Source organism: Brevibacillus sp. GCM10020057 (assembly GCF_042683565.1).
In the GTDB taxonomy this organism is placed as follows: domain Bacteria; phylum Bacillota; class Bacilli; order Brevibacillales; family Brevibacillaceae; genus Brevibacillus.
The window spans coordinates 978,096-1,002,454 of sequence record NZ_JBHUJW010000043.1 but is presented as its reverse complement, the minus strand read 5'-3'; the positions used below and the strand labels follow the sequence as shown (position 1 = coordinate 1,002,454).

Here is a 24,359-nt window from a genome sequence, read left to right as displayed (position 1 = left end):
TGATCGCCTGCCGCAGAAGCGCATGAGGCTTGAAGCGCAAAGGGGCAACCTGCTGCCACGCAATCCCCCAACCTTGATTCCGCAGATTCCGGAGTCAAGGTTTTTGTGTGTTTGCCCATCACCCGCCACGGATTGGCGACATAAGGTAATGATGACTGGTCAGATACCTATTTTGGAGGAGGATGTCTGCATTGAATTCGCAAACCAGGGTCTATTTTCCTTATGTGAGCCCTTTTGACCCGTGTCCCCCTATCCGAATGAAAACCTATCAGGTTCCGCCTGAATTGTTTATCGGCTTTCAACCGGAAAACCTCCCGCAGTATTCTCCCATGGAAGCATTGAAGCGGGGCACGCTGTGGCCAGCTTTGTACAGTCCTTACAATCCGGCGCCGAGCCGCGGAGAGCAGGTGGATTTGCATGAGCGTTAATCCGAATGCACGTCCGGGAGACGAAAATTACGTCAAGCTGCTCACGGAATTGCAAGCCATCGACTTCGCCCTCGTCGAGCTGAATTTGTATCTCGACACGCATCCGCACGATGTGCAGGCGATTGAGCAATTCAACGAGCTGACACAGCAGCGGTGGAAGATGGCCAGCGATTTTGAGGCGCTGTACGGCCCGCTCATGAACTTCGGCCGCAGCTATTCCGGGTATCCGTGGCAGTGGAACGATACGCCTTGGCCTTGGCAAGTCTGAAATCAGAGAAATGAGGGGTAATCGCGACGATGTGGATTTATGAGAAAAAGCTGCAGTACCCGGTTCGCGTCGGCAAATGCGATGTGCGAATGGCAAAATTTCTGCAGGAGCAATACGGCGGTGCAGACGGAGAGCTGGCGGCTGCACTGCGCTACCTGAACCAGCGCTACACGATTCCGGATAAAGTCATCGGGCTTTTGACCGACATCGGTACAGAGGAGTTCGCTCATCTGGAAATGATCGCCACGATGGTCTACAAATTGACCAAGGACGCTTCCGTGGAGGAACTGGAGGCGGCGGGACTCGGAGCTCACTTTGCCAACCACGACCGCGCCCTGTTTTATGAAAATGCGGGCGGCGTTCCGTTTACCGCCACGTACATCCAGGCCAAAGGCGATCCCATCGCAGATCTCTATGAAGACATCGCGGCGGAGGAAAAAGCGCGGGCCACATACCAATGGCTGATCGACATGACGGACGATGTAGACATTCAGGACAGCCTGAAATATTTGCGGGAGAGGGAAGTCGTGCACTCCCTGCGCTTCCGGGAAGCCGTAGAAATCTTGAAGGAAGAGCAAAACCGCAAAAAATTCTTCTGATCTGGCTAGCGAATGGATTTTCGGCCAATCGGGAACACTGGGGTATGACTGATTTTGGAAGGGAGTGCCCCGATGAAGGTCAAACGATTTGTCGTTCGATTCATGCTGCTCATTGGCATCGCTGCCTGCGTAGAATACGCCGTCTACGCCCATTACGATGCTGCTCCGACCGAGGCAGCGGTGGAGGAAGGCCACGGCCATTCGCATGCCCCGACGCTCGCGGTGACGTATACGCTGAACCAGGATGACCTGGAGCTGAAAATGACGGTCACCCATTTTACGTTTTCCCTGGAAAGCATGGGCAAAGAAAATCGACCAGGCGAAGGGCATATTCACCTCTATCTGGATGGAAAAAAGGTGGCGAAAGTGTTTGAACCCACGTATGTCCTGAAAGATATTCCGAGCGGAAAGCATGAGGTCATGGTGGAGCTGGCCAATAACAACCATGAATCTTACGGCGTCACCCAGCGCATTTTCATTGAAGTAAAGCCGTAATCGGCGAGCAGCCAAGCAAAAAGCCGACGTTTCGGGTGCCCGTTCGGCGCACCAGGAAGTCGGCTTTTTCTCGTACTGCAGTCTGACTATCGCATTTGTACAGTGACTCGTGCTTGCTGATCCGGCAAGGCGATGACCAAGGTCGGATAAGAGATGACCTGAATGTTCATCGAGCCAGGAGTTGGCGCCTTCACGTGAACGGAAACGGTGTAGCCGTGCGGACCTGTCCGTTTTACCTGGTCCGCCACGAGCTGATAGCCGCCGGTTGGGCGCTGGCCAGCGCCGATGACGACATACGATTTGCCTTTTGCGCGGACAATCGTATGGCCGCCGTTTTTTCGCACCTTGTTCAGCGCTTCCTGTACGGCAGGCGGATAAGGTGCGGCGACCGCTTCGTATTGGGCATCCACCGATGTGCTCTCTTCCGTCGATGGCGCAGTTGGGGTAGGATGTGGAGTAGATGCTGGTTGAACTCCTGTCAAGGTCAGGACAGCCGTGAGCAACAAACCGGGAAACATGGTAAACATACAGTAATCCCTCCATTTGTTGGTTGTCTTTTATAAAAAGTCGATGAAAAAGCAGAGGTGACAGTTGTGCGCGTCCAGGATTCGCTGGAATGCTTGTCTGCTGCAACGCAGCGAGCCATCAAGGTGGAGCAGGCGAACCGCTTCGCCGTACCGGAAGACGAGGACCTGTCTGCGAGATTGACGGACCCCGATTTTCTTGGACGGGTGTGGGAGCAGGCGAGCGAAATCGAACGAAAAGTCATGAGGCAATTTGTCACCGCATCCACCAGAGGTTTTTTCAGCAAACGCTCCTGGGAAAAAGCAGCTGCCAATGACCTGAGGCATATGACCGTCGGCTTGACGAGGTTAAGGCGCCTGGGAATCGTGATGACCGTCCGGAAAATGTGGAGCGAAATCGGGTATTTGATGCCGCTGGAAACTCGCGAGCAGATCACAAGCTATCTGCTGCCGCAGCCTTCCCGGGCTTTCGTGTCTCTTGCAAAAACGCTCCCTTATTATATAACCGCAGGCAGGGGGTTACATCTGGATCTTTTTGGGCTGCTGCTGTTCATCCGGGACAACGAAGTGCCGGTCACGCAAAAAGGGGCGATCCACCGGCGCATGTCAGGCCGCATGGCTACGCTGCTCTCGCTGTCGGACGAGCACTGTGCGGGCGTCGTCTTGCCGCCGCTGGATCAGGAAGACAGGGAAGGGCTGGTATTGACCATCGCACTCGATCTGGCGCTGCGTCTCCGTTTGCTGCAAATCAAAGGCAAATCGGTAGCGATCCGCGAGCGGCAGGTGCGCCGCTGGCTGGCCCAATCTCCGCCGGAGCGGTGGCGCGACATGTACGAATGTGTCACCGAGCAATATTTGCCGCACGGTCACTTTTGGGAGGCGTTCGCGCTGATGATGCGGCAAGTCCCGCTGGATCAATGGTGCTCGCTTGACGAACAATTGCGCATGCTAAAGGAAGCGGGCTTTACGCTCCCGCCAGAGGCAGACAGGCTGATCGCTGAGCAATGGCTGCACCTGTTGACAGGCATGGGCTGGGTTCAGCTGGGGATGGATGCAGAGGAGCGGTTGTACTGGCGATGGAACAGCCTGCCGCAGTTGACCGCCGAAGAAGGGTGGTTCGTCGACGCTGCCGGAACCATTACCATTCCGCCGCTCGTTCCACTGCTGCACGTATGGGAGATCAGCCCGTTTTGCACGCTCCATTTCGACGGTCCGCTCATCCGGGGGGAAATCGAGGCGAAACGGCTGCAAGCGTATCTCGCTTCAGGAAAAGACGAGCAGCAAGTGATCGGACGGCTGCGTGCGGCTTCTGCCCATCCCTTGCCGGAAGCACTCGTGGAAGCGATCGGGCAATGGGCGAAAACAGCCCGCCAAATCCGGCTGGAGCCGTGCTTCTGCGTGCGGACTGCCCATCCCGGCTTCCTCGAGGAGTGGCAGGGCATCCCCGATTTTCAGCCGTTTTTGACGCAAATATTGTCGCCGACAGAGTTTCTGATCCCCCTCTCGCAGGAAGCTGCGCTGGTTGCCTTGCTTAGAGAGTACGGCTACGAGCCGCAGGTTTTGGCCCATACAGCGGAAGCAGCCGGGGAGCCGGAGCAGGAAGCAGCAGGCACAGCGCCGGACGGCTGGTTCGCTGTGGAGCGGCCTTGGGATGGGTATGCCGTGGAAAACACGTATCCCGACCTGTTGGAAGGGATGAGGGATGTAGCCGCCCTCCCGAAAATGTGGACACAGCATTTTCAGTCCTACCATCCGCAATCGCTGCGGAATTTGCTGAAGCGGGCCAGCGAGCTGTCGCTGGAGGTGGAAATTCAGCTGGAAGGGGCGGAAATCCAGCGCGGGCTGCCGTCCGACGTCCGGATCGAGATGGGGTACTGGACCGTGACGCTGGCAACCGGGAGCGGAAAAGCGCGCTTACGGCTTGACGACATCGGCCGCGTGCGCATTGTCGTGCCTGATTATCTGTACGAAGGGGTATGATCGTGGTACAATCAAGGGGTAGTTACAGAATATAGGGGGTCTCGCCAGGATGGAAGCATTGCAAACGGCGGACATGACAGAGCTGCTCATGCAGTCACAGGAATTGTCCACGATGATCAACCAGTCGCGCGAGGTCTCGGACTATCTGCAGGCCAAGCGCCGCATGGAAGCAGATACGGAGGCGCAGCGTTTGCTGGCTCTCTTTGAGCAGAAGAAAGAGCAGTATGAGGATGTCCAACGATTCGGGAAATACCATCCCGACTACAACCATATATCCAAAGAAGTGCGCGAGCTGAAGCGCACGATCGAGCTCCTGGACTCTGTCCAGGCGTTCAAACGGGCGGAAGACTCCCTGGACGAACTGTTGTATCAGGTGAGCCGCACCATTGCGAGCGCCGTATCGGATACGATCAAGGTGCCGAGCAACAACCCGTTTCTGGAAGCGAGAAGCAGCGGCTGCGGGACCGGCGGAAGCTGCGGGTGCAGCGTGAAACGTCCGTCCTGATCGGGGGACGGGAGCAGTCAGCCCTTTTCCCGCAGCAGGAAGCAATCCTCGCACAGGTTTCCGCAGCAGAACTGCTTCTCGCTCGGGACGAGAAAGCGAAAGCGATAGACATGCCACTGTTCGTCTGATCGCACGTACATGCACTCGGGCTTTAATTTGGTGCCGGCAGCCAGGCGCTCTCCTGTCTCCATCAGCCGTGCGGTCAGATGGCGGGCAGGGAGCGTGCTGCTTACATAGAAAAAGCGCTGCCCGGCGTGCATGCGCCAGTTGCTGGTCAATATCGTGCCTTCCTGAAGCAGTGCCGCTTCAAATTGCTGATAAAACGCAGACAGCATGGGAGATCACGATTCCTTTCTTTTACAATGCCTAACAAGTCAATTATACCACGATTGGGGAAGGAGACCGACGCCAAGACATGAGAGAACGACGTCTGGGGGTTGCCGTGTGGGTGAAAAACACGCGTGCCGCCAAAAATTTGCGTAAATTTGGCACCATTCACTACATCTCCAAGCGGTTGAATTACGTCTCGATGTACGTCGATGCCAAGCTCATCGACGAAACGATTCGCACCATGGAGAAATTGCATTTCGTCACGAAAATCGAGAGGTCCCATCGCCACGAGATCCCGGTGGAATACAGCAATGCGCGTCCGGATAAGGCCAAGGAGTACGACTACAAGCAGGAAAAGACGCAGCTGATGGCATTGGCCGAGACGCTGATCTCGGAAGAAGGGCATCAGCCGACTGTCGTCTCGACGTAATCTGTTATTTAGCTGCCATATTTCGGCAGCTTTTTTCCTTTTGCTAACAAGGATTACATGTTATTCTAGGGTTGTAAAGCCAAAAAAGAATGCGTTTTCATGGAAGAAAGACAAGAGCGGAAAGTGGGGGCGTACCTTCATGATACAACTGGACATTAACTGCGATCTTGCCGAAGGCTTTAGCAAAGGACGACAATTTGAAGATTTGGGCATTATGAAGTGGATCACCTCCGTCAACATCGCATGCGGCCTGCACGCTGGTGACCCGCATATCATTTGCAGGACGATCGAGGCAGCGCTGAAGCACGATGTGAAGATCGGGGCGCATCCGGGCTATCCGGACATCCAGGGCTTCGGACGCCGTTCCATGAACCTCTCCGTCAATGAGGTTTACGAGCTCGTCCTGTATCAAGTGGCTGCTCTCTCCGGCATGACCCGCGCGATGGGAGGCGAATTGCACCATGTCAAGCTGCACGGGGCGCTTTACAACGAAGCGGCAGAGCGGCCCGAGCTGGCGGAAGCTGTCGTCCAGGCGGTCGCCAACATCGACGAAGACCTCATCCTGTACGCGCTGTCCGGCAGCAAACTGGTAGAAGCCGGGCTGGAGCACGGTCTGCAGGTAGCGGAAGAAGTATTTGCGGAGCGGGCCTACTTGCCAAACGGCCGATTGGCACCGCGCGAGCTGGAAGGCAGCGTACTCATCTCCATGGAAGAGCGGATGGAGCAGACGCGCCAGCTCGTCCTCAAGCAAAAAGTCCGCACGGTCGACGGGCAGCACATCGATCTGGCTGCCGATACGCTTTGCGTCCATCACGAGAGCCACGACATCCTGCCATTCCTCATCGAACTGCACCGCTGGGCCAAGCAAAACGGAGTCAACATCGAACCGATCAAAGCCAGATAACCCAAAGCAAATGAAAAAGCCATGCTGCAAATTCGCTTCCGTTACCGGGAAGCCGACCTCGCAGCATGGCTTTCTTTGATGGTTCCATTCTCGATGAACAGGATGACGTCCGCGAGCTTTTCTGCTTCCTCCCTGTCGTGGGTGACGAGCAGAAAAGGAATGTTCCACATGGCGTGCAGCCGCAGCAACTCGTCCTGGCATTGCCTGCGTGTATCCGCATCTAGCGCGGAGAGTGGTTCGTCGAGCAAGAGAATGTCGGGCTCTGTTGCGAGGGCACGGACGAGCGCGACCCGTTGCTTCTGGCCGCCGGAGAGCTGATGCGGATACTTGTCCAGCAGCTGGTCGATGCCGACGGAGGCGAGAAGATCATGCAGCCCCGCTTCCTTCTCTGCTTTTTCCGCTTTTCGCAACTTCATGCCGTAGCGGATGTTCTGCCCGACGGTCATGTGCTGGAAGAGCGCGTAATCCTGAAACAAGTATCCGATCTTGCGCTTTTGCACGGGAAGCGGCTTCATGCCTTGCTGGAAAAAAGGACGTCCTCCCAGGGTAATCTGTCCGGCATCCGGATGGACGAGACCGGCGATGCAGTTGAGGATGGTCGTCTTTCCTGAGCCGGAGGGACCGAACAGCACGGCGACTTCACGCTGGACGGCAAACGACACATCGAGGGAAAAGTCAGGCAGCCGCTTTTGAATCTGGACGTTCAGCACGGAGCTTCACCTGCCTTGCCTTTGATTTCGTCTGCTCCACCAGTTCAGCCAAAAGGTCGTACCCATTCCGAGCGAGACGATGATGATGACCCAAAACAGCGCTTTGTCCATCTGTCCGGCTTCTACAGCGAAGTAGATGGCGACGGGCAGCGTATCCGTTTTTCCGGGGATGTAGCCTGCGAGCATCAAAGTGGCGCCGAACTCGCCCAGTCCGCGGGCAAAGGACAAGACGAATCCCGCCAAAAGTCCCGGCCATGCAAGCGGAAAGGAGACGGTCCAGAACAGCCGCCACTCGGATGCGCCCAACGTGCGGGCAGCGTTTTCCAGCCGGCGGTCGATGCTGGTGAAGGCTGCGACTGCGCTCTGGTACATGAGCGGAAAGGAGACGACGATGGAGGCGATCACCGCTCCGGTCAGGGTAAAGACGACTTGCATGCCCAGCTCTGCCAGCAGCTTTCCGATCAGTCCGTTTTTGCCGAACAGGAGCAACAGGCCAAAGCCGACGACGGTAGGGGGCAGGACGAGCGGGAGCACGAACAGGGACTCCAGCAAGTTTTTCCCGAAAAAATCCCGTTGGGTCATGAGTCTGGCGAGCAGCAAGCCGAGCACGAAAACGAAGGAGGTGGAAAGCGCCGCCACTTTCAGGGAAAGAAGCAAGGGAGTGAGATTGGTTTCGATCAACGCTGGCCACCTCCGTTCTGATTGGTTATTGGAAACCGTACTTTTGTAAGATCGCTTTTCCTTTGTCGGATGTCAAGTAGGCAAGGAAAGTTTTCGCTGCATCGGCATGCGCGGAAGCCGAGACGAGAGCAGCAGGGTAGACGATGGGCTTGTGCCACTCGGACTTGGCTGTAGCCAATACTTTCACTTTGTCCGAGATGGCAGCGTCGCTGGCGTAGACGATGCCGACATCGGCGTTGCCGGATTCGACGAACGTCAGCACTTGCCTCACATCGCTGCCGTAGACGAGTTTGCCGTTTAGCTTGCCGCCGATTTTCAGCGTGTCGAACACTTCTTTGGCATAGCGTCCGGCAGGGACCGTTTCCGGCTCGCCCACAGCGATATGCTTCAAGGAAGCGTCTGTCAGCTTTTCAAAGGAATCGATTGCTGCCGGATTGGATGCGCTGGTGATGAGGACAAGCTCGTTTCGGGCAAAGTCCTGGCGCGTGTCTTTGGCGATCAGCTGCTTTTCGTCCAGGCCGTTCATATCTTTGGCGCTTGCCGACAAAAGGACGTCGGAAGGAGCGCCTTGCGCAATTTGCTGGGCAAGCTTCCCGGAGCTGCCGAAGTTAAATGTAAGGGTGATGCCTGGATTGTCCGCTTCAAACGGCCCCTTCAATTCGTTTAATGCGTCTGTCAGGCTGGCTGCGGCAGAGACCATGATTTCCGTCTTTTCTGCTTGTTGTGCAGCCGGAGAAGGAGTTTGCTGCGTTGCTGGAGCGGGATCGGACGCTTGCGAGGCAGCGGGTGTCCCGGAGCAAGCGCTGAGCAGGAGCGCCGCGGCTGTGCAGAGTGCGAACCATTGCTTTTTCATGAAAAGAACCTCCGTTAATTATATTTAATTATAATTAGATATAACTGAACATAATTAGATTAAATGATCTTGTACACAGAATCAATTGCCGTTTATGGTAAAAGAAAACAAGAGGCAGGAATTACGTTAGGGGAGGCCAGCCATGAGCACTGACAATTCGTATACGACAGAAGAAATCGCGAATCTGCTGCGGATCTCCAAACTGACCGTGTACGACCTGATCAAAAAAGGAGAGCTGCCGGCGTATCGCGTCGGGCGCCAGATGCGCGTGGACGCGAGCGACCTGGAGGCGTACAAGGCGAGGTCAAAAGGAGAGTTCAGGCAGCCGCCAGCAGCCGTGGAAACACCGCCTGGGCAGCATCCGCCTCTGGCAGCACAGGCTGCCACGGCGAGGGATATCATCATCAGCGGCCAGGACGTCAGCCTGGACATGCTTGCGAGCCACTTGCGCAGCCGGGACAACGCCTATCGTCCGCTGCGCTCCTATGTCGGGAGCATGAACAGCCTGATCGCGATGTACATGGGCGGGGCTGATATCGTCAGTACGCATCTGTACGACGGGGATACCGGCGAATACAACATCCGGCATGTACGGAGCATCCTGTCTGGGCATCGCTACCTGATCGTCAATCTTTTGTCCAGATGGGCGGGCTTTTACGTACAGGCAGGCAATCCGCACGGCATCCGTGACTGGACGGATTTGCAAAAGCCGGGAATCCGCATGGTGAACAGGGAAAAAGGTTCCGGAGCGCGTACCCTGATCGAGGAGATGCTGCGCAATAACGGGATCAGGGGCTGTGACCTCGCGGGCTATGAACGGGAAGAAGCCAGCCATCTCGCTGTGGCGGGAGCGGTGGCGCGCAAGGAAGCAGATGTGGGGATCGGGATCGAGAAAGCGGCCAGCATGGTCCAGGTTGACTTCATCCCGCTCGTGAAGGAACGCTACGACCTCGTACTGTTGAAGAAGGAAGAAAACAAACAGCTGATTGCGCAGGTCCTCGACATCTTGCGTTCGGAGTCGTATCAGAAAGAGCTGGGGGCCATCGGGGGATACGATTTGACAGATACCGGCCAGATCCTGTACGAGACATGGTAGGGGAAAACCGTCTGGTGCTTGCGCGGAAAGTTACAGTGCCTGCATCGGGAGCGGTTTTTTCGTTTTGCCCGCATCCGGCAATCGTCAATTCCGAACAGAATCTCCCGAATTTCTACTCATGTCGACAATGATTTGCTATTATAAAAAAAACAAATGCTTGCCGCATAGCGATTGAGGGAAGTCATGAAAAAAATTCAACAAACAAGCCTTTTGGTTTGTCTTACGATATTGATTTTGTTCGGCTCTGCCGGATTCATTCTCTATTGGCCGAACATTGCCCAACAGCTTGCTGTATCCGCGAATCATTCAGCAGGCGGCGAACCGGGGGGAGCCGATCCGTTTTCGTACGATCCGCCCGTGCCATCTTATGTGAAGAATTTGCATCCCTCCTATACGATTCAGGCAGAATTACATACATCCGATGCTCAAATATCCGGGAAGATGACGATTGCGTTCGACAATCCGAAGACGAAGGACTTGCGTCTGTACGTCTACGATTACACGTGGAACCGGATGATGGTAAAGTCGATCCGTTACAAGGACAAGCCGCTTTCGTTTGAACGCGGCACTTCCATGGTGACGCTCGCCAACCCGTTTGGGTCCGAAGTTCGGGGCACGTTGTCCATTGAATTTGAAAATCCGGTGCCGCGCAGAGGGACGAGGTACGGGGTCAAGGATGACATCTGGACGCTGACGACCTGGTATCCGATGCTGGGCGCGCAAAACCAGGCGGGCAAATGGTACGATCCGCCGCTGCGAGTCGATTACGGCGATCCGTTTGTGTACCAGTATGCCGATTACGATGTGTCGTTTGTTTCTCCCAAAGGCTACAACTGGGTCAGCTCCTGGGGCCGTGGCTCGAGCACCGCGCTGGACGACAGCAGGCAGCAGATCCGCTATCAGGGGAAAAAACTACTGAATTTCGCGCTGGTCGGCAGCCCGCTGTACCAGGTGGAGACCGTTCAGTTCGGGCCCAACCTGTCCGTGGACATCGCTTCTGTGGACAAAGGAAATATTGAGCGCATCAAAACGATCGCCCGGTCTGTGTTTCCGACGTACGCTGACTGGTACGGAGACCTCCCTTACCCGCATGTCGCCATCGCAGAGACGAGCACGGGGACGACCTATGCGATGGAGTACGCCAACATGGCGATTTTCAAGCGGGATATGTACGTGCGAAACCTGATCGACCATTGGCTGCCGCATGAGATCGCCCATCTATGGTGGTACAACAGCGTCGCCACCCTGGAGGCGTCGCATGGCTGGCTGGACGAAGGGCTGGTCGAACTGAGCGTCGTGCACTACTTGCAGAACCGGTACGGAAGCCAGGCGGCATCAGCGCTGCTGGCCGAGTACGAGCGAGACGCCCAGCGACTGCGTGAGCGTTATCCGGCAGGGAAGCTGGACAAGCCGTTGCAGCAGTTTGCGACCGAGGAGGAGTTTCATCTGACGTGGTACTCGCGGGGAGCGCTGCTGTTCGACAATCTGCGCCGGCAGATCGGGGATGATGCGTACAAGCGTTTTTTGCACCGCGTCCAGCAAAATTATCACGGTAACGTGATCGGGGCCGCGCATCTCGATCAGGCGTTGGGACAGACGCTGCGCGGTGAAGCGGTGTACTTTCAGACATACACCCAGGCATCCAATGCGGCCGCATTTGGTCCGGTACGTTTCGAGCCGTATGTGACGACGTTCATCAATGGGATGAGCTACTACCCGTCGATTCCGGCGCGGCTGACCAATGGGACGCCGTATCTGCCATTGCGGGAGATCGGCGGGCGGATGGGTCTCGCGGTTGAATGGGACAAAGCGAAGCAGAGAATACAGGTTAGTGGAAACGGAATCACAGCTTCTCTCAAGGAAGGGGAGCCGATTGCCCTGGTGAACGGAAAACAGTTCAATCTCGGCAAGCCGGTCCTCGCGGTAAAGGGGAAAACGATGGTTCCGCTGAGTTTCTTTGGTCAAGTGATGGCGTTTGAAACGCGCTACGACGAGCACGAGCGAACGGTCAAACTGTTTACGCGCAAGGTATCAGGAAAGGCGGAAGAATAAACGATGAAAAATATCGTGTTGGTCGGGTTTATGGGAACAGGCAAGACGACCGTCGGAGCAGCGCTGGCAAAGGCTCTGGGTGTCGCACAGGTCGATCTGGACGAATATCTCGTCGAGCGGGAAGGCTGCAGCATTCCTGCGCTGTTTGCGGAGCGGGGAGAGGCGTACTTTCGGGATGCGGAAAGCAAGTATTTGGCTGAATTGCTCGCGGCAGGTCCGCATATCCTGACGACAGGAGGCGGGGTTGTCCTGCGCCAGCAAAACGTCCAGGCCATGCTGGAGAAAGGCACGGTCATCGCGCTATCGGCAACGGAGGAGGAACTGATCCGCCGTCTGGAAAACGATACGGGTCGCCCGCTGCTCGCTGGCGGAGTGGCCGAACGCGTCCGTACGCTGCTGTCCGAGCGCGCAGGTGCGTACGACTTCGCCCCGATCCAGATCGATACGACAGGAAAGCCGTTAGCGGTCATTGTCGAGGAAATCATCCGCCAGTTGGGTTAAAGAACGCAAGACGGGGAAGACTAGGGAGGAAGCGCTCCCGGCGTGAATCCAGAGCATGAAGGAGGCACGTACGATGTCTTTTCAGGAGTATTTGAAATACCTGACCAGGCTGTTTGTCCAGTACATGGAGACCCCCAAAGACGAGCGGCGTCAGCGAAAGCTCCCGCGGGAATCATGGTCATCCCGCTGGTTCGGGGCCATTCCCATGTCAATCAGATTGTTATGGCGGAAATAACGATACCTGGAAAGCGGACGGAGGATGCATATGGCGAGAGTCGCAGTCGAACAATCTCTATCCCAGGTCAGCAAGATGCTGCGAGATAACGGGTATGATGTCGTCGATCTGGGCAATTGGCAGCAAGTCGTCGATGCTGTCGTCATTACGGGTCAGGATGTGAATGTGCTGGGCGACGAGTCGATGACCAACACCGGCGCTCCGGTCATCAATGCGGATGGCATGACGGCAAGCGAAGTTTTCCATGCCGTGCACGCGCGCCTGTCGCCGACCAAGCATCACTGACGATGCCCGTATTGCCGCCCGACAACAAAACAAGCTCTCCACCGGTCACTCGGCAGGAGAGCTTGTTTTGTTTATGATCATGCCTCATCTGGCCCTTCTACTGGATGTGAAACTGTCCCACTCGCCGGGCATAGGTGTAAGGGACGAAGCGCAAGCCTTCATCCCAGACACCGACGTAGGCGTGCTGGTCATTCCACAGATGCAGGGAGCCGACGACAAAAGGAGCGAGAACCTGCGCATGATACAAGGGGACGGTCAGCGTGACGGGCTCGTCTCCCTGCTGCTCCCACAACTGCGGCCAAGTCACATCGCTTCTGGCCGTCGCCTCGGATAAATCGTGTACCCAGCCGATCTGGTCGAAGGGACTGCTCTCTTGCGGCTTCAGTACCTTTGTCTGGGTGAGCTCTTGACCTTCCTGCACCAGCTCATCCGGCGGCAACGTTTCCATGACCGGCTCGCTCGCCGAAAATTCGGCAGGATAAAACTCGCCGGTTTTCGCGTTGACCAGCTGCGTATTCGGGCTTTGCGTCAGCAGCCAGTGGGAGGCGAAGCCGTCATAAACAGGCTCGGCGGCGATCTCCCGGGGAGCGAAAGCGTCGTCGAACAAAATGTATTCCCCTAGCCCGTACTCCAACAGGACGAACTTTTCTGCTCCTTTGGGGGAGGGCAGCTCGCCGACGACCAAATAGCCGACCTGCTTGCCGGACTGGGTAATGCTGACGAGCCACTGATGCTGATTGGCTCCGAGCGTCTGAACATCGGTCTTTGCGTTTTTCCATTGCTTGAACTGTGAATCGCGCATGGAGAGTGCATCCATCCACGAATGAATTTGCTTTTGAAACTGAAGGTTCCAGTCGGCCTCTTCCTGCGCGTATACAGGGACGGTAAGCAGCAGGAGGGAGAGCACGACAGAAAAGATCGGGCCCAAGCGTCTGGTCACATGCATGCACCACCTTTTGCAGATGCTTTCCTAACCCTATTGTAACCAGGTATGCCAAAAAGATTTGTTGCAACTTGTCTTTTTCCACGCACCTTTTCTCGCAGTTGTTTTACATGATTCGTCCGGATACGGGGGATTTGGATGCGCCTTTGGCAGTAAGCGCCGATGCGGCAGGCGGCGAAGAAGCGAGGTAAAACAGCCCGCCGTTGATGAGCTGAACCTCGATGCGCGGCTCGTACTGCCAGGTCAGCTCGTCCATGCGGCGCTGTCGTTCCTCGTCTGGCGTGCTTTTCCGCCATTCCTTCTGGTTGATCTCTTCCTTCGGCGTCTCGTAAATCCCGTTTGCACGTAAAAAGTCGAGGATTCGCCCTCCAGACGCCCGGTATTCGCCAAAGGACTGCGGCTGTTCGACACGATCGGAGGCAGATGATGGCGTGGGAAGGACGCCATCGGCAGCCGTCAGGTCAGTCGCCATCGACGGCTCACACTCTGAAGATTCTTGTTCCGCCAGTGCTGCCATACGCCGTTCACCGCTCCGGGCATCGCTTACTTCTTCTGCTTCCGTTTCCCCCTCGTCCGCAGCTTCCGGTTCGCGGCGGGCCAGCTCGTCGTAATACGCTTCGAGGATGGCCAGCTCCTCCTGCAGTCGAGACCGCGCTTCAACCGCCCATGTCTGATCTTCCTTGCCCAGTACGTCCGCCACTTCCTGCTCGGCCATTTGACATGCCTCTGCTACGGAAATCCGGCGGTCCAGCGTGTAGTAGTAGTCCGGGATGGTCGGAGTGAGGGGGAGGCGGTACAGGAAGGAAGTGAAGTCGTGGACTACCCGCGGGTTGTGCAGATTGATCCCAAGGTAGAGCAAAATGTCCCGTCGCTTGTCGCACAGGAGCGAGACCTTCAGGTTGAGGCCGAGCCAGGGCGTGAGCGGAGTGGACTGCCGTGCAGCTTTGGGGAAACCTGCCTTCTGCTCGTACATGCAGACAAAGCGGCCGTGTTTTTTGGCGGATGCAAAAATTTGCTGCATGCGTGCCGCGCCCAGGTGCAAGTATTCCGCCCGCAGCCCTTCCGGCATTCGGTCCGGGTGAAAGGCAAAGGTCAGGACGAGCGGCTGGTAGGCAAGGTTCATCTTCTCTACCCAGCTCCAGTAAAACGGCCGATTGCCGATGTCCTTGTCGACTTCGACGGGCAGCTTGACCGTCAAGTAATCGGGGTGAGATTCGATGATATGGGCAGAAAAGGAGGCGAGATAGCGCTCCACAAATTGCCGGACCTGCTCTTGCTGCATAGGGGAACCTCCTTTCACTGTTTATTGGTCGCATGCTTCGGATAAGTCGGGGTTCGGGCGAAGCTGCGTCTGGCGGATGGCGCGGATGGCGTGGCCCATGTTGTCCAGCTTGAGCGCCATTTCCTTGGTAGACTGCGAATCCATGATGATCGAAATGAGGTTTTCTTCGAGCGAATGATTGAGATTGAGCCGCTCGACGATATCGTCCAGCTCGCCGATCACCATTTCAAACAGGTCGATCTTTTCGTAGAGCAGATGCAAAATGTGCTCTTCGATCGTTCCGACGGTAGACAAGTTATAGATGTGCACGTCGCGCTTCTGGCCGAGCCGATGGACGCGCCCGATCCGCTGCTCCACCCGCATCGGGTTCCAGGGCATGTCGTAGTTGATCACCTGATTGCAGAACTGCAGATTGATCCCTTCGCCGCCTGCTTCCGTGGCGATCAGCACCTGGGCGCGGTTTTGGAACAGATCGGTCATCCAGTCTTTTTTGCTCCCCTTGAACCCGCCGCGAAACGGAACGGAGGTGATGCCGTGATCGTGCAAATACTTTTGCAGGTAGTTCTGGGTGGCGCGGTACTCGGTGAAGATGATTACCTTGTCGTTGATGCTCTGGATCAGCTCGACCGTCTTGGCGGCTTTGGAATGGGTGTCGATGCGCTTGATCAGCTCGACCAGCTCCAAAATCTGCGGGCGGATCGGTGAGTCTTCGGCTGTGCGCTGATGCATGTTGTAAAGGGTCATAAAAGCTGCTTCCTTGCTCGAGCACACCTCTCTCTGCAAGGTGATGAGCGACAGGGAGTTGAAGCCGCCCCATCCATTGTCGCCGGCGTGGTACTGCTCCCGGACGAAGCGCGTCACGCCATCGTACAGCTCTTGTTCCTCGGGGGACAGCACGATCGGGACCGACTGGACGCGGCGGCTCGTAAACTGGATGCCGCCGTCGCTGCGCTTGTTGCGGATCATCACCTTTTCGATTTCTTCCCGCAGCTTCTCGTTGTTTTTGGACTGCCGCTTGCCCTCCACGTAGTTCGAGGAAAAGGTGGAGTTGTGACCCAAATGGCCCGGCTTGAGCAAATTGATCAGGTTGTACAGCTCGTCCATCTCGTTCTGGATGGGGGTGGCCGTCAGCAAGAGGCAGTATTTTTTGCGGATTTCCTTGACGAATTGGTAGTTGCGGGTACGCTTGTTTTTCAGCTTGTGCGCCTCGTCGATGATGAGCAGATCGTAGTCGATGTCGAGCACATGGCGGCGGTGCGGATCGCGTTTGGCCGTATCGATGGAGGCGACCACGACGTCATGCTGGCGCCACATGTACTCTTTTTTCTGGGCGACAGCCGCGATTCCGAATTTTTGCTGCAGCTCCTTCGTCCATTGGATGACGAGAGAAGCGGGGACGAGGACGAGAACTTTTTTTGCCAGCCCCCGCACCATGTATTCTTTCATGATTAAACCAGCTTCGATGGTCTTGCCCAGTCCCACCTCGTCTGCGAGAATGGCACGTCCGCGCATGTCGAGCAGCACGCGCTCGGCCGTCTGCAGTTGATGAGGGAAGGGGGATAAAAAGGGCAGATACTTCAAGGACTGCAGCTGGTCGAACTCGCGGACGGCCATGGCCTCCTCCGCTTCGACGGCCAGCTTGAACAACTCCCATTTGTCCCAGGGTCCGTCTTGTTGCATGCGTTCCGTCAGCGGATCGAGCCAGTTGGTGTCAAAGGTAACAGGAATATTCGGCATATGTGCAGCTCCTTTGCGTATCTGTGCCATATCTTTCGTGACGAAACTCACAAAACTTAACGTTTTTATTTCATTTGAGCATTTTGTTAAGGATTAGTTGAGATGACTGTGAATTTGCATATTTTCAACTGTGTACTCTCATGGTAGGATAGAGAGGGAAGTTCACTCGTTAGTATGGAATCATATCCAAAACTTATGTATGACCACGAATCCACCGCGAATGATAGTAGCAGGGAGAGACTGCCCAAGGAGGCAGCGCCGAAGGAGCAAGCCGGTGACGGTGAATCTCTCAGGCAAAAGTACCTCTACTGGACGCAACTCTGGAGAGAGCTCGCGCACGAGCCACCAAAGGGGAAACTTGCAAGCGAGGTGATCCCCGCCACGCTTGATCGGCAAGGTAACTCTCAGGTACCAAGGACAGAGGAGGAGAAATGGGCACCTTAGTTGGTGTACCCATTTTTCGTCCTCTTTTTTGTACGGGCAAGAATGTACAAGATTCTTCTCCGGTACAAGAAGCAACCTGGCTTGGCCAATGGCTTGGCGGAGTCAAATTTGCTAACGAGCTCGAACAGGGGGCTGCGCATACAGCGGCGGCCTTAAGCTTGTAACAAGGGGAAAAACGCCAACCCGGTTGGCATATCAGGAGGTGCCTGCATGTCCACATTGAAAAGAACACCATTATTTGATTCTTATGCAAAGTACGGCGGGAAAACCATCGACTTTGGCGGCTGGGAGCTGCCCGTCCAGTTTTCCAGCATCGCAGCAGAACACGAGGCAGTGCGAACCAAGGCTGGTCTGTTTGACGTATCTCACATGGGTGAAGTGGATGTAAAAGGAGAGAACGCGCTGGCGTATCTCCAGTACGTCACGACCAATGATGTATCCAAGCTGGCAGCCGGACAGGCGCAGTACAGCGTGCTTTGCTATCCGGACGGGGGCACCGTCGACGATCTGCTGGTCTATAAATACGCGGATGACCACTATTTGCTGGTCATCAATGCAGGCAATATTGACAAAGATTACGCGTGGCTAAAGGAGCATCTGATTGATGGCGTGACGATCGAGAACATCTCGGCACAAACGGCACAGCTCGCCATCCAGGGCCCGCTTGCGGAGAACATCCTGCAAAAGCTGACGACGACTGACTTGTCGCAAATCGGCTCCTTCCGCTTCCAGACGGATGTGCTCATCGACGGAGTGCCCGCTCTCGTTTCCCGCACCGGTTACACCGGAGAAGACGGTTTTGAAATTTATTTGGCTGCCGATCAGGCGGTGAAGCTGTGGGACACCCTGCTGGCTGCGGGCGCGGACGAAGGGCTTCTGCCGTGCGGTCTGGGCGCTCGCGATACCTTGCGCTTTGAAGCCAAGCTGCCGCTCTACGGTCAGGAACTGAGCCAGTCGATTACCCCGATTGAAGCGGGCATCGGCTTCGCGGTGAAGGTCGACAAGGAAGTGCCGTTCATCGGTCAGGAAGTGCTCAAGGCGCAAAAGGAAAACGGCGCGCCGCGCAAGCTGGTCGGTATCGAAATGATCGACCGCGGCATTCCCCGCACGCACTACCCGGTCTACGCAGGCGAAGAGCTGATCGGTGAAGTGACCACAGGGACCCAGTCTCCGACGTTGAAAAAGAACGTGGGCCTCGCGCTCATCAAAAGCGAGCATGCCGCGCTGGGCACCATCCTGGAAGTGGAAATTCGCGGAAAACGCCTCAAAGCGCAGGTTGTTGCTACTCCCTTTTACAAACGTCCGAAAAACTAATGGCAAGGCCATCGAACATCACTAAAGGAGGACTACCTTCGTGAAATACCGCTACCTGCCCCAAACCGATCAGGACAAGCGCGAAATGCTGGAGACACTCGGCATTTCCAGCGTGGAGGAACTGTTTGCCGACATCCCCGAGGAAGTGCGCTTCAAAGGCGCCTTGCAAATTCCGGAAGCTCTCTCGGAGCCGGATCTGGTCAAATATTTTACCGGCCTGTCCAACAAAAACGTCAATTTCACCACGCACGTCAACTTCCTTGGTGCCGGTGTCTATCAGCATTACGTACCGAGCACCGTCAACCACATGCTTTTGCGCGGAGAATTTTTCACCGCTTACACGCCGTATCAGCCGGAGATCAGCCAGGGCGAACTGCAGGCGATCTTTGAATTCCAGACGATGGTATGCGAGCTGACTGGCATGGAAGTTGCCAACTCGTCCATGTACGACGGCGCAACTTCGCTGGCCGAAGCGGCGATGATGGCAGCAGGACATACGGGCAAAAAGCGCGTGCTCGTCTCCCGCGCCGTACATCCGGAAGCGCGCGGCGTGCTGAAAACTTATGCGTACGGACAGAACGTGGAGCTGGTGGAAGTCGACTTCAACAGCGACGGGGTGACGGATACGCAGGCGCTGCAAGCGTTGATCAACGACAGCACAGCGGCAGTGATCGTCCAGTATCCGAACTTTTTCGGTAACGTGGAAGATCTGGCGGCAATCGAAGCCATCACACACGGAAGCGGCGCGCTCCTGATCACTTCTTCCAATCCGCTTGCTTTGGGCGTGCTGGAAGCGCCGGGCAAGCTGGGAGCGGACATCGTGGTCGGCGACATGCAACCGTTCGGGATTCCGGCTTCCTTTGGCGGACCGCACTGCGGTTACTTCGCGACGACTACCAAGCTGATGCGCAAGATGCCAGGCCGCATCGTCGGTCAGACCAAGGACGAAAACGGCAAGCGCGGCTTCGTGCTGACGCTGCAAGCGCGTGAACAGCACATTCGCCGCGAAAAGGCGACATCGAATATTTGCTCCAACCAGGCGCTGCTCGCACTGGCTGCTTCCATCGCATTGACGGCACTGGGCAAGCAAGGTGTGCAGGAAATGGCAATGATGAACCTGCAAAAAGCGCATTACGCCAAACATGCGCTGCAGGCAAAAGGGCTGGAAGTCGTGTTCGCTTCGCCGTTCTTCAACGAGTTTGCCGTGAAGCTGAACAAGCCGATCGCGGACGTGAACAAAAAGCTGCTCGACGCCGGAATCATCGGCGGCTACGATCTGGGACTGGATTATCCGGAGCTGGCAGAGCATATGCTCATCGCCGTGACGGAACTCAGAACGAAGGAAGAAATTGACCAACTGGCGCAGGAACTGGAGGCGATCGCTCGTGCATAGAGACCAGGAGAAAGCACTGATTTTTGAAATGAGCAAACCGGGCCGTGTGAGCTACAACCTGCCCGCATTGGACGTACCCGAAGTAGAAGTGGCGAGCCTGCTGCCGAAGCATCTCATCCGCGAGACGCCTGCCGAGCTGCCGGAAGTATCCGAGCTGCAGCTGGTACGTCATTACACCGAGCTGTCCCGCCGCAATCACGGCGTAGACAACGGCTTCTACCCGCTCGGTTCTTGCACCATGAAATACAATCCGAAGATCAATGAAGATATCGCACGTTTCCCAGGCTTTACCCAGACGCATCCATACCAGCCGGAAGAAACCGTGCAGGGCTCTCTGGAGCTGCTCTACAACCTGCAGGAAGAGCTGGCTGAAATCACAGGCATGGATAAGGTCACGTTGCAACCGGCAGCAGGTGCTGCAGGCGAGTGGACCGGACTGATGATGATTCGCGCGTACCACGAGAGCCGAGGCGAAGGCCATCGCACCAAGGTCATCGTGCCGAACTCGGCGCATGGTACTAACCCGGCTTCTGCTGCGGTAGCGGGTCTGGAGACCATCACCATTCCTTCCAACGAGCGCGGTCTGGTTGACATTCAGGCGCTGCGGGAAGCGGTCGGTCCGGACACAGCAGCGCTGATGCTGACCAACCCGAACACGCTCGGTCTGTTTGAAGAAGACATCGTGGAAATGGCTGCGATCGTCCATGAAGCCGGCGGCCTTCTGTACTACGACGGCGCCAACGCCAACGCCATCCTGGGCATCGCGCGTCCGGGCGACATGGGCTTTGACGTGGTGCACCTCAACTTGCACAAAACGTTCACGGGCCCGCACGGCGGCGGCGGACCGGGCGCAGGTCCAGTCGGGGTCAAAAAGGTGCTCGAGCCGTTCCTGCCGACGCCGATCGTGGCAAAAAAAGAAGACGGCACGTTCTACTGGGACAGCAACCGCCCGCAATCCATCGGCCGCGTAAAAGGCTACAACGGCAACTTCGGCATCCTCGTGCGCGCGTACAGCTACATCCGCACGATGGGTCCGGAAGGTTTGCTGCAAGTATCGCAAAATGCGGTGCTGAATGCGAACTACATGATGCGCCGCCTGGCGACAGCCTACCAGCTGCCGTACGATCGGGTCTGCAAGCACGAATTCGTCCTGTCCGGCGTCCTGCAAAAGAAACTGGGCGTCCGTACGCTCGACATCGCGAAACGTCTGCTGGACTTCGGCTATCATCCGCCGACTATCTACTTCCCGCTCATCGTCGACGAGTGCTTGATGATCGAGCCGACCGAGACGGAGACGAAAGAGACGCTCGACGAGTTCATCGACGCGATGCTGCAAATCGCCCGCGAGTGCGAAGAGACACCGGAAATCGTCCAGGAAGCGCCGCATACGACCGTGGTCAAACGTCTCGACGAAGCGACTGCTGCCCGCAAACCAATCCTGCGCTACCAACCAGCGCAAGGCTAAATCGTGATCAAGCGAACAACCGCCCGACAGCAAGTGGGCGGTTGTTCTTTTTAACGTGGATGGTATGATATGGGTGGAGGGTAGGGATGAAAAAGCTGACCGACCGCACTCCTGACTTGCTGAGCCGCATGGCCGAGGAGCGGCAGGCAGACGCCCTCGGGCAGGTCATCGCCTTGCTCGATTCGTATGATGGATTTTTTCATTTGCATCATTTTGCCAAGGGTGATCACGTGATTATCATGATAAATGGGGCTTTTGGTTGTGGAAAGACTTCCACAGCTCAAATGCTGCAACCATTCGTTGCGAATAGCTTGATATTTGATCCCGAAGAAATTGGAGCTATGATCAGAAAGATAATACCTGAAAAAGTAAGGCACATCCATGAACAAACGGATGATTTCCAGGACATTGATCTTTGGAAAACCTTGACCGTAAAGGTGGCAGGCGAGGTAAAGAAGAAGTATCAAAAACACTTAATTGTGCCCATGACCTTATATAAAGAAGAAAACTTCCATTACATTTACAATGGATTTAAAGAATTGGATGAAGAAATCTATCATTTTTGTTTACTTGCTTCAGAGGACACCCTTTATAACAGGCTAGCCAAGCGTGGTGACCCTGCAGGCGGATGGTCATTCCAACAGACAGCTAAATGTGCAGAAGCATTTAGAAAGGATATTTTTCAAGAGCATGTAATTACGGATCACTTAAAGATAAGTGAAATTGTAAATATTATTTTAAAGAGAATAAACAACAAGGATAAATGCAATTCGGCGTAGCACTTCGCCTAGCATGAGGCATTCCGCAGAGTTCATTACACTCACAGGATGTTATTATCTCTGGTACACCTTGCCGACCCCTGTCGCGGAAGGCTACAATGAAAGGCGTAGTGGAAGAGGAGGTACATAGCATGGAACAGTGGCGTTATATCGTGACGGAAGCGATGTCTCCCGCGATGAATATGGCAGTGGACGAGGCCATCCTGCAGTTGCACAGCGCGGGCAAGGTGCCGCCGACCGTCCGTTTTTACACATGGAATCCGGCGACGCTGTCGATCGGCTATTTCCAAAAAGCGATCAAAGAAATCAACCTGGAAGCGGTGCGCGAAAACGGTCTCGGGTTTGTCCGCCGGGCAACAGGCGGGCGGGCAGTGCTCCACGACAAGGAGCTGACGTACAGCGTGATCGTCTCCGAGGAGCATCCGAAAATGCCGTCCAGTGTGACAGAAGCTTACAAGATCATCAGCATGGGTCTTTTGCACGGCTTTCAAAACCTGGGCCTGAAGGCGGAGATGGTATCGCTGGCGAGCGAAGAGGAGAAGGAAAAGTACAGCTCTCCCGGCTCGTCTGCCTGCTTCGACTCGCCGTCCTGGTACGAACTGGTCGTCGAGGGCAAAAAGGTGGCAGGGAGTGCGCAGACGCGGCAGAAAGGGGTCATCCTCCAGCACGGCTCCATCCTGCTCGACATGGATGTAGAGCTGCTGTTCTCGCTCCTGAACTTCCCGTCCGAGCGCGTCAAAGAGCGGATGATCGACAGCTTCCGCCAGAAAGCGGTGACGATCAACGAAGTCTCGCCGCGACCTGTCAGCCTGCAGGAAGCGATCGACGCCTTCGGACGCGGGTTCGCATCCGGTCTCGAAGTAGAACTCGTCCCATCCGAGCTGACAGCAGAAGAGAGGGAACTCGCGGAAGAGCTGGCCCGCACGCGCTATTCCACCGATGAATGGAATCTGCGCCGCTAACGCCGATCTTGCCAATCCACCGATAAAAAACGGGCGCCGCAGACGTCCTGCAGCAGCCCGAAAATATCCCGCGCTTGTGTTTACGAGTGACGGCACCCCCATTGTTGGAAACGTTCAGCAGTGGGAGGTGCCGTTTTGCCTTTTGGGAGCTTTGCTCTTTGGCTGAAAAGGAGAAATCCTTGCCTAGACGAGCACGCTTGCGTTGATGTGCTGCTCGAACAAATCTTGCAGCTTCAAGGCGACGGGGCCTATGCTGCCTTCGCCGACAGGCTGGCCGTCGACGGCGATGATCGGCATGATCTCGGCGGTCGTACTGGTCAAAAACAGCTCGTCAGCCTGCTTGAGGAAGTCAGTCGTGAAGGCTTCCTCGTACACGGGGATGCCGTTTTCCCTGGCCAGGTCAATGACGACTTGCCGGGTGATGCCGTGCAGGATCAGATGGTCGGCGGGATGCGTGTACAGGGCGCCGTTTTTTACCGCAAACACGTTGGAGGAACTGCACTCGGTCACGATCCCGTTGCGGTGCAAAATGCAGTCCTGTGCTCCGGCGTCCTTGGCGTACTGCTTCACGAGCACGGCGCCGAGCAGGTTGAGCGTCTTGATGTCGCAGCGCAGCCAGCGGATGTCTTCGATCAGCTGGGCTGTCTGTCCTTTTTTCATTTCCGCCAGCGGGCGCTCTTTTTTGCGTGCGAAACCCATGATGACAGGTTCGATGCTGTCCGGAATATCGTGAACGCGGGGAGCGGCGCCGCGCGAAATTTGCAGGTACAAAGTCGCGTCATCGTCTTCCGTAATGCCGTTTTTGTCGATCAACTGCCGGGCCAGGGTGCCGAGTTCGGCGGCGCTCCACGGCAGGTTCATCCTGATTTCGCGGGCGCTTCTGAACAAGCGGGCGATATGCGCATCCCACTGAAACATCTTGCCTTTGTAAATGCGCACGACTTCGTAAATGCCGTCGCCAAAGTTGTAGCCGCGATCCTCCGGGTGGACGGCGGCTTCACCCTCTGCTACCCATTTTCCGCCTACATACAACATGGTGAGTCCTCCTTCAGTCATTTCAATAATGATGATGACAGGTTTGACGCGCTGCCGCAATCTGCAATGGTCCTGATTTCGGCCGTTGCCAGAAAGTTCCGCTTGCTCTATCGTTTCTGAATCAACCTT

General features: G+C 55.9%; 28 protein-coding genes and 2 riboswitches. Of the genes, 19 read left to right on the top strand and 9 right to left on the bottom strand.

The features are described 5' to 3' along the window. Positions 1–191: 191 nt before the first annotated feature. The 4 genes from ACFSO0_RS18650 to ACFSO0_RS18635 all read left to right on the top strand — a co-directional run bounded on the left by ACFSO0_RS18650 (position 192) and on the right by ACFSO0_RS18635 (position 1,790). Positions 192–428 (top strand): spore coat associated protein CotJA, encoded by a 237-nt coding sequence (locus tag ACFSO0_RS18650; protein WP_376882912.1) that lies wholly within the window; start codon positions 192–194, stop codon positions 426–428. Continuing rightward, positions 418–696, top strand: coding sequence for a spore coat protein CotJB (locus ACFSO0_RS18645; RefSeq protein ID WP_376882909.1), 279 nt, complete (start codon positions 418–420; stop codon positions 694–696). Before ACFSO0_RS18650 ends, ACFSO0_RS18645 begins: the two co-directional genes overlap by 11 nt. Before the next feature lie 29 nt (positions 697–725). Beyond that, positions 726–1,295 carry a manganese catalase family protein gene (locus tag ACFSO0_RS18640; RefSeq protein ID WP_376882907.1) on the top strand — a complete coding sequence of 190 codons (570 nt, stop codon included), beginning with the start codon at positions 726–728 and terminating at the stop codon, positions 1,293–1,295. Between the two features lie 72 nt (positions 1,296–1,367). Further along, positions 1,368–1,790: a hypothetical protein gene (locus ACFSO0_RS18635; RefSeq protein ID WP_376882905.1), complete on the top strand. Its 423-nt coding sequence runs from the start codon at positions 1,368–1,370 to the stop codon at positions 1,788–1,790. Positions 1,791–1,876: 86 nt separating this feature from the next. Here the strand turns inward: ACFSO0_RS18635 and ACFSO0_RS18630 are convergent, their stop codons facing one another. Then, on the bottom strand, positions 1,877–2,317 hold the full coding sequence (locus ACFSO0_RS18630; RefSeq protein WP_376882902.1) for a protease complex subunit PrcB family protein: 441 nt from the start codon (positions 2,315–2,317) through the stop codon (positions 1,877–1,879). Between the two features lie 66 nt (positions 2,318–2,383). Here ACFSO0_RS18630 and ACFSO0_RS18625 point away from each other — a divergent pair, with 66 nt between their 5' ends. Continuing rightward, positions 2,384–4,294, top strand: coding sequence for a hypothetical protein (locus ACFSO0_RS18625; protein WP_376882900.1), 1,911 nt, complete (start codon positions 2,384–2,386; stop codon positions 4,292–4,294). Positions 4,295–4,343: 49 nt separating this feature from the next. Beyond that, positions 4,344–4,799 carry a YlbF/YmcA family competence regulator gene (locus ACFSO0_RS18620; RefSeq protein ID WP_376882898.1) on the top strand — a complete coding sequence of 152 codons (456 nt, stop codon included), beginning with the start codon at positions 4,344–4,346 and terminating at the stop codon, positions 4,797–4,799. Between the two features lie 17 nt (positions 4,800–4,816). Here the strand turns inward: ACFSO0_RS18620 and ACFSO0_RS18615 are convergent, their stop codons facing one another. Then, positions 4,817–5,134, bottom strand: coding sequence for a hypothetical protein (locus ACFSO0_RS18615; protein WP_376882895.1), 318 nt, complete (start codon positions 5,132–5,134; stop codon positions 4,817–4,819). An 80-nt stretch (positions 5,135–5,214) separates the two neighbouring features. On the opposite strand from ACFSO0_RS18615, the gene ACFSO0_RS18610 reads away from it, so the two are divergent. Together ACFSO0_RS18610 and ACFSO0_RS18605 are read left to right on the top strand one after the other, a co-directional pair. After that, positions 5,215–5,559 (top strand): YlbG family protein, encoded by a 345-nt coding sequence (locus ACFSO0_RS18610; protein WP_376882893.1) that lies wholly within the window; start codon positions 5,215–5,217, stop codon positions 5,557–5,559. A gap of 139 nt (positions 5,560–5,698) precedes the next feature. Further along, a complete protein-coding gene (locus ACFSO0_RS18605) occupies positions 5,699–6,463 on the top strand; it encodes a LamB/YcsF family protein (RefSeq protein WP_376882891.1) in 765 nt (254 codons plus the stop codon). Between the two features lie 41 nt (positions 6,464–6,504). On the opposite strand, the gene ACFSO0_RS18600 is transcribed toward ACFSO0_RS18605, so the two are convergent. From ACFSO0_RS18600 to modA, 3 genes are read right to left on the bottom strand one after another with little or no spacing between them, the layout of a single operon-like run. Then, positions 6,505–7,173, bottom strand: a complete 669-nt coding sequence (locus ACFSO0_RS18600) for a sulfate/molybdate ABC transporter ATP-binding protein (RefSeq protein WP_376882889.1) — start codon at positions 7,171–7,173, stop codon at positions 6,505–6,507. 6 nt (positions 7,174–7,179) lie between these two features. Next, positions 7,180–7,854, bottom strand: a complete 675-nt coding sequence (gene modB / locus ACFSO0_RS18595) for a molybdate ABC transporter permease subunit (protein ID WP_376882886.1) — start codon at positions 7,852–7,854, stop codon at positions 7,180–7,182. A gap of 25 nt (positions 7,855–7,879) precedes the next feature. Beyond that, positions 7,880–8,707: a molybdate ABC transporter substrate-binding protein gene (gene modA, locus ACFSO0_RS18590; protein ID WP_376882884.1), complete on the bottom strand. Its 828-nt coding sequence runs from the start codon at positions 8,705–8,707 to the stop codon at positions 7,880–7,882. Between the two features lie 142 nt (positions 8,708–8,849). On the opposite strand from modA, the gene ACFSO0_RS18585 reads away from it, so the two are divergent. The 5 genes from ACFSO0_RS18585 (at position 8,850) to ACFSO0_RS18565 (ending at position 12,876) form a co-directional block, all read left to right on the top strand. After that, on the top strand, positions 8,850–9,803 hold the full coding sequence (locus ACFSO0_RS18585; RefSeq protein WP_376882882.1) for a substrate-binding domain-containing protein: 954 nt from the start codon (positions 8,850–8,852) through the stop codon (positions 9,801–9,803). A 183-nt stretch (positions 9,804–9,986) separates the two neighbouring features. Next, positions 9,987–11,855 carry a stalk domain-containing protein gene (locus tag ACFSO0_RS18580; protein ID WP_376882879.1) on the top strand — a complete coding sequence of 623 codons (1,869 nt, stop codon included), beginning with the start codon at positions 9,987–9,989 and terminating at the stop codon, positions 11,853–11,855. Between the two features lie 3 nt (positions 11,856–11,858). Next, a complete protein-coding gene (locus ACFSO0_RS18575) occupies positions 11,859–12,356 on the top strand; it encodes a shikimate kinase (protein WP_376882876.1) in 498 nt (165 codons plus the stop codon). A gap of 73 nt (positions 12,357–12,429) precedes the next feature. Next, positions 12,430–12,591 carry a YqzE family protein gene (locus tag ACFSO0_RS18570; RefSeq protein ID WP_376882874.1) on the top strand — a complete coding sequence of 54 codons (162 nt, stop codon included), beginning with the start codon at positions 12,430–12,432 and terminating at the stop codon, positions 12,589–12,591. A 30-nt stretch (positions 12,592–12,621) separates the two neighbouring features. After that, entirely contained in the window at positions 12,622–12,876 is a 255-nt protein-coding gene (locus ACFSO0_RS18565) for a YkuS family protein (RefSeq protein WP_376882871.1), read from the top strand. Positions 12,877–12,973: 97 nt separating this feature from the next. Here the strand turns inward: ACFSO0_RS18565 and ACFSO0_RS18560 are convergent, their stop codons facing one another. The 3 genes from ACFSO0_RS18560 to ACFSO0_RS18550 all read right to left on the bottom strand — a co-directional run bounded on the left by ACFSO0_RS18560 (position 12,974) and on the right by ACFSO0_RS18550 (position 16,838). Then, positions 12,974–13,816 (bottom strand): hypothetical protein, encoded by an 843-nt coding sequence (locus ACFSO0_RS18560; protein WP_376882868.1) that lies wholly within the window; start codon positions 13,814–13,816, stop codon positions 12,974–12,976. 109 nt (positions 13,817–13,925) lie between these two features. Next, positions 13,926–15,101: a YqhG family protein gene (locus ACFSO0_RS18555; RefSeq protein WP_376882866.1), complete on the bottom strand. Its 1,176-nt coding sequence runs from the start codon at positions 15,099–15,101 to the stop codon at positions 13,926–13,928. A 21-nt stretch (positions 15,102–15,122) separates the two neighbouring features. After that, entirely contained in the window at positions 15,123–16,838 is a 1,716-nt protein-coding gene (locus ACFSO0_RS18550) for a DEAD/DEAH box helicase (RefSeq protein WP_376882864.1), read from the bottom strand. Between the two features lie 220 nt (positions 16,839–17,058). Next, a riboswitch (glycine riboswitch) is annotated at positions 17,059–17,153 on the top strand. Further along, positions 17,154–17,269: riboswitch (glycine riboswitch) on the top strand. Between ACFSO0_RS18550 and ACFSO0_RS18545 the strand changes: the two genes are divergently transcribed. The 6 genes from ACFSO0_RS18545 (at position 17,270) to ACFSO0_RS18520 (ending at position 23,195) form a co-directional block, all read left to right on the top strand. Beyond that, positions 17,270–17,446 (top strand): hypothetical protein, encoded by a 177-nt coding sequence (locus ACFSO0_RS18545; RefSeq protein WP_376882861.1) that lies wholly within the window; start codon positions 17,270–17,272, stop codon positions 17,444–17,446. A 46-nt stretch (positions 17,447–17,492) separates the two neighbouring features. Then, positions 17,493–18,596, top strand: coding sequence for a glycine cleavage system aminomethyltransferase GcvT (gene gcvT / locus ACFSO0_RS18540; RefSeq protein ID WP_376882859.1), 1,104 nt, complete (start codon positions 17,493–17,495; stop codon positions 18,594–18,596). Between the two features lie 40 nt (positions 18,597–18,636). Beyond that, entirely contained in the window at positions 18,637–19,989 is a 1,353-nt protein-coding gene (gene gcvPA, locus ACFSO0_RS18535; RefSeq protein ID WP_376882856.1) for an aminomethyl-transferring glycine dehydrogenase subunit GcvPA, read from the top strand. Next, the gene (gene gcvPB, locus ACFSO0_RS18530; protein ID WP_376882854.1) at positions 19,982–21,454 is read left to right on the top strand and encodes an aminomethyl-transferring glycine dehydrogenase subunit GcvPB; all 1,473 of its coding nucleotides are present in this window, start codon (positions 19,982–19,984) and stop codon (positions 21,452–21,454) included. The genes gcvPA and gcvPB overlap by 8 nt, the downstream gene beginning before the upstream one ends. Positions 21,455–21,540: 86 nt before the next feature. After that, positions 21,541–22,233, top strand: coding sequence for an AAA family ATPase (locus tag ACFSO0_RS18525; protein WP_376882852.1), 693 nt, complete (start codon positions 21,541–21,543; stop codon positions 22,231–22,233). Positions 22,234–22,364: 131 nt separating this feature from the next. Continuing rightward, a complete protein-coding gene (locus ACFSO0_RS18520; protein ID WP_376882850.1) occupies positions 22,365–23,195 on the top strand; it encodes a lipoate--protein ligase family protein in 831 nt (276 codons plus the stop codon). 183 nt (positions 23,196–23,378) lie between these two features. Here ACFSO0_RS18520 and dat read toward each other — a convergent pair whose 3' ends face one another. After that, entirely contained in the window at positions 23,379–24,230 is an 852-nt protein-coding gene (dat, locus tag ACFSO0_RS18515; RefSeq protein ID WP_376882848.1) for a D-amino-acid transaminase, read from the bottom strand. Positions 24,231–24,359 lie beyond the last annotated feature (129 nt).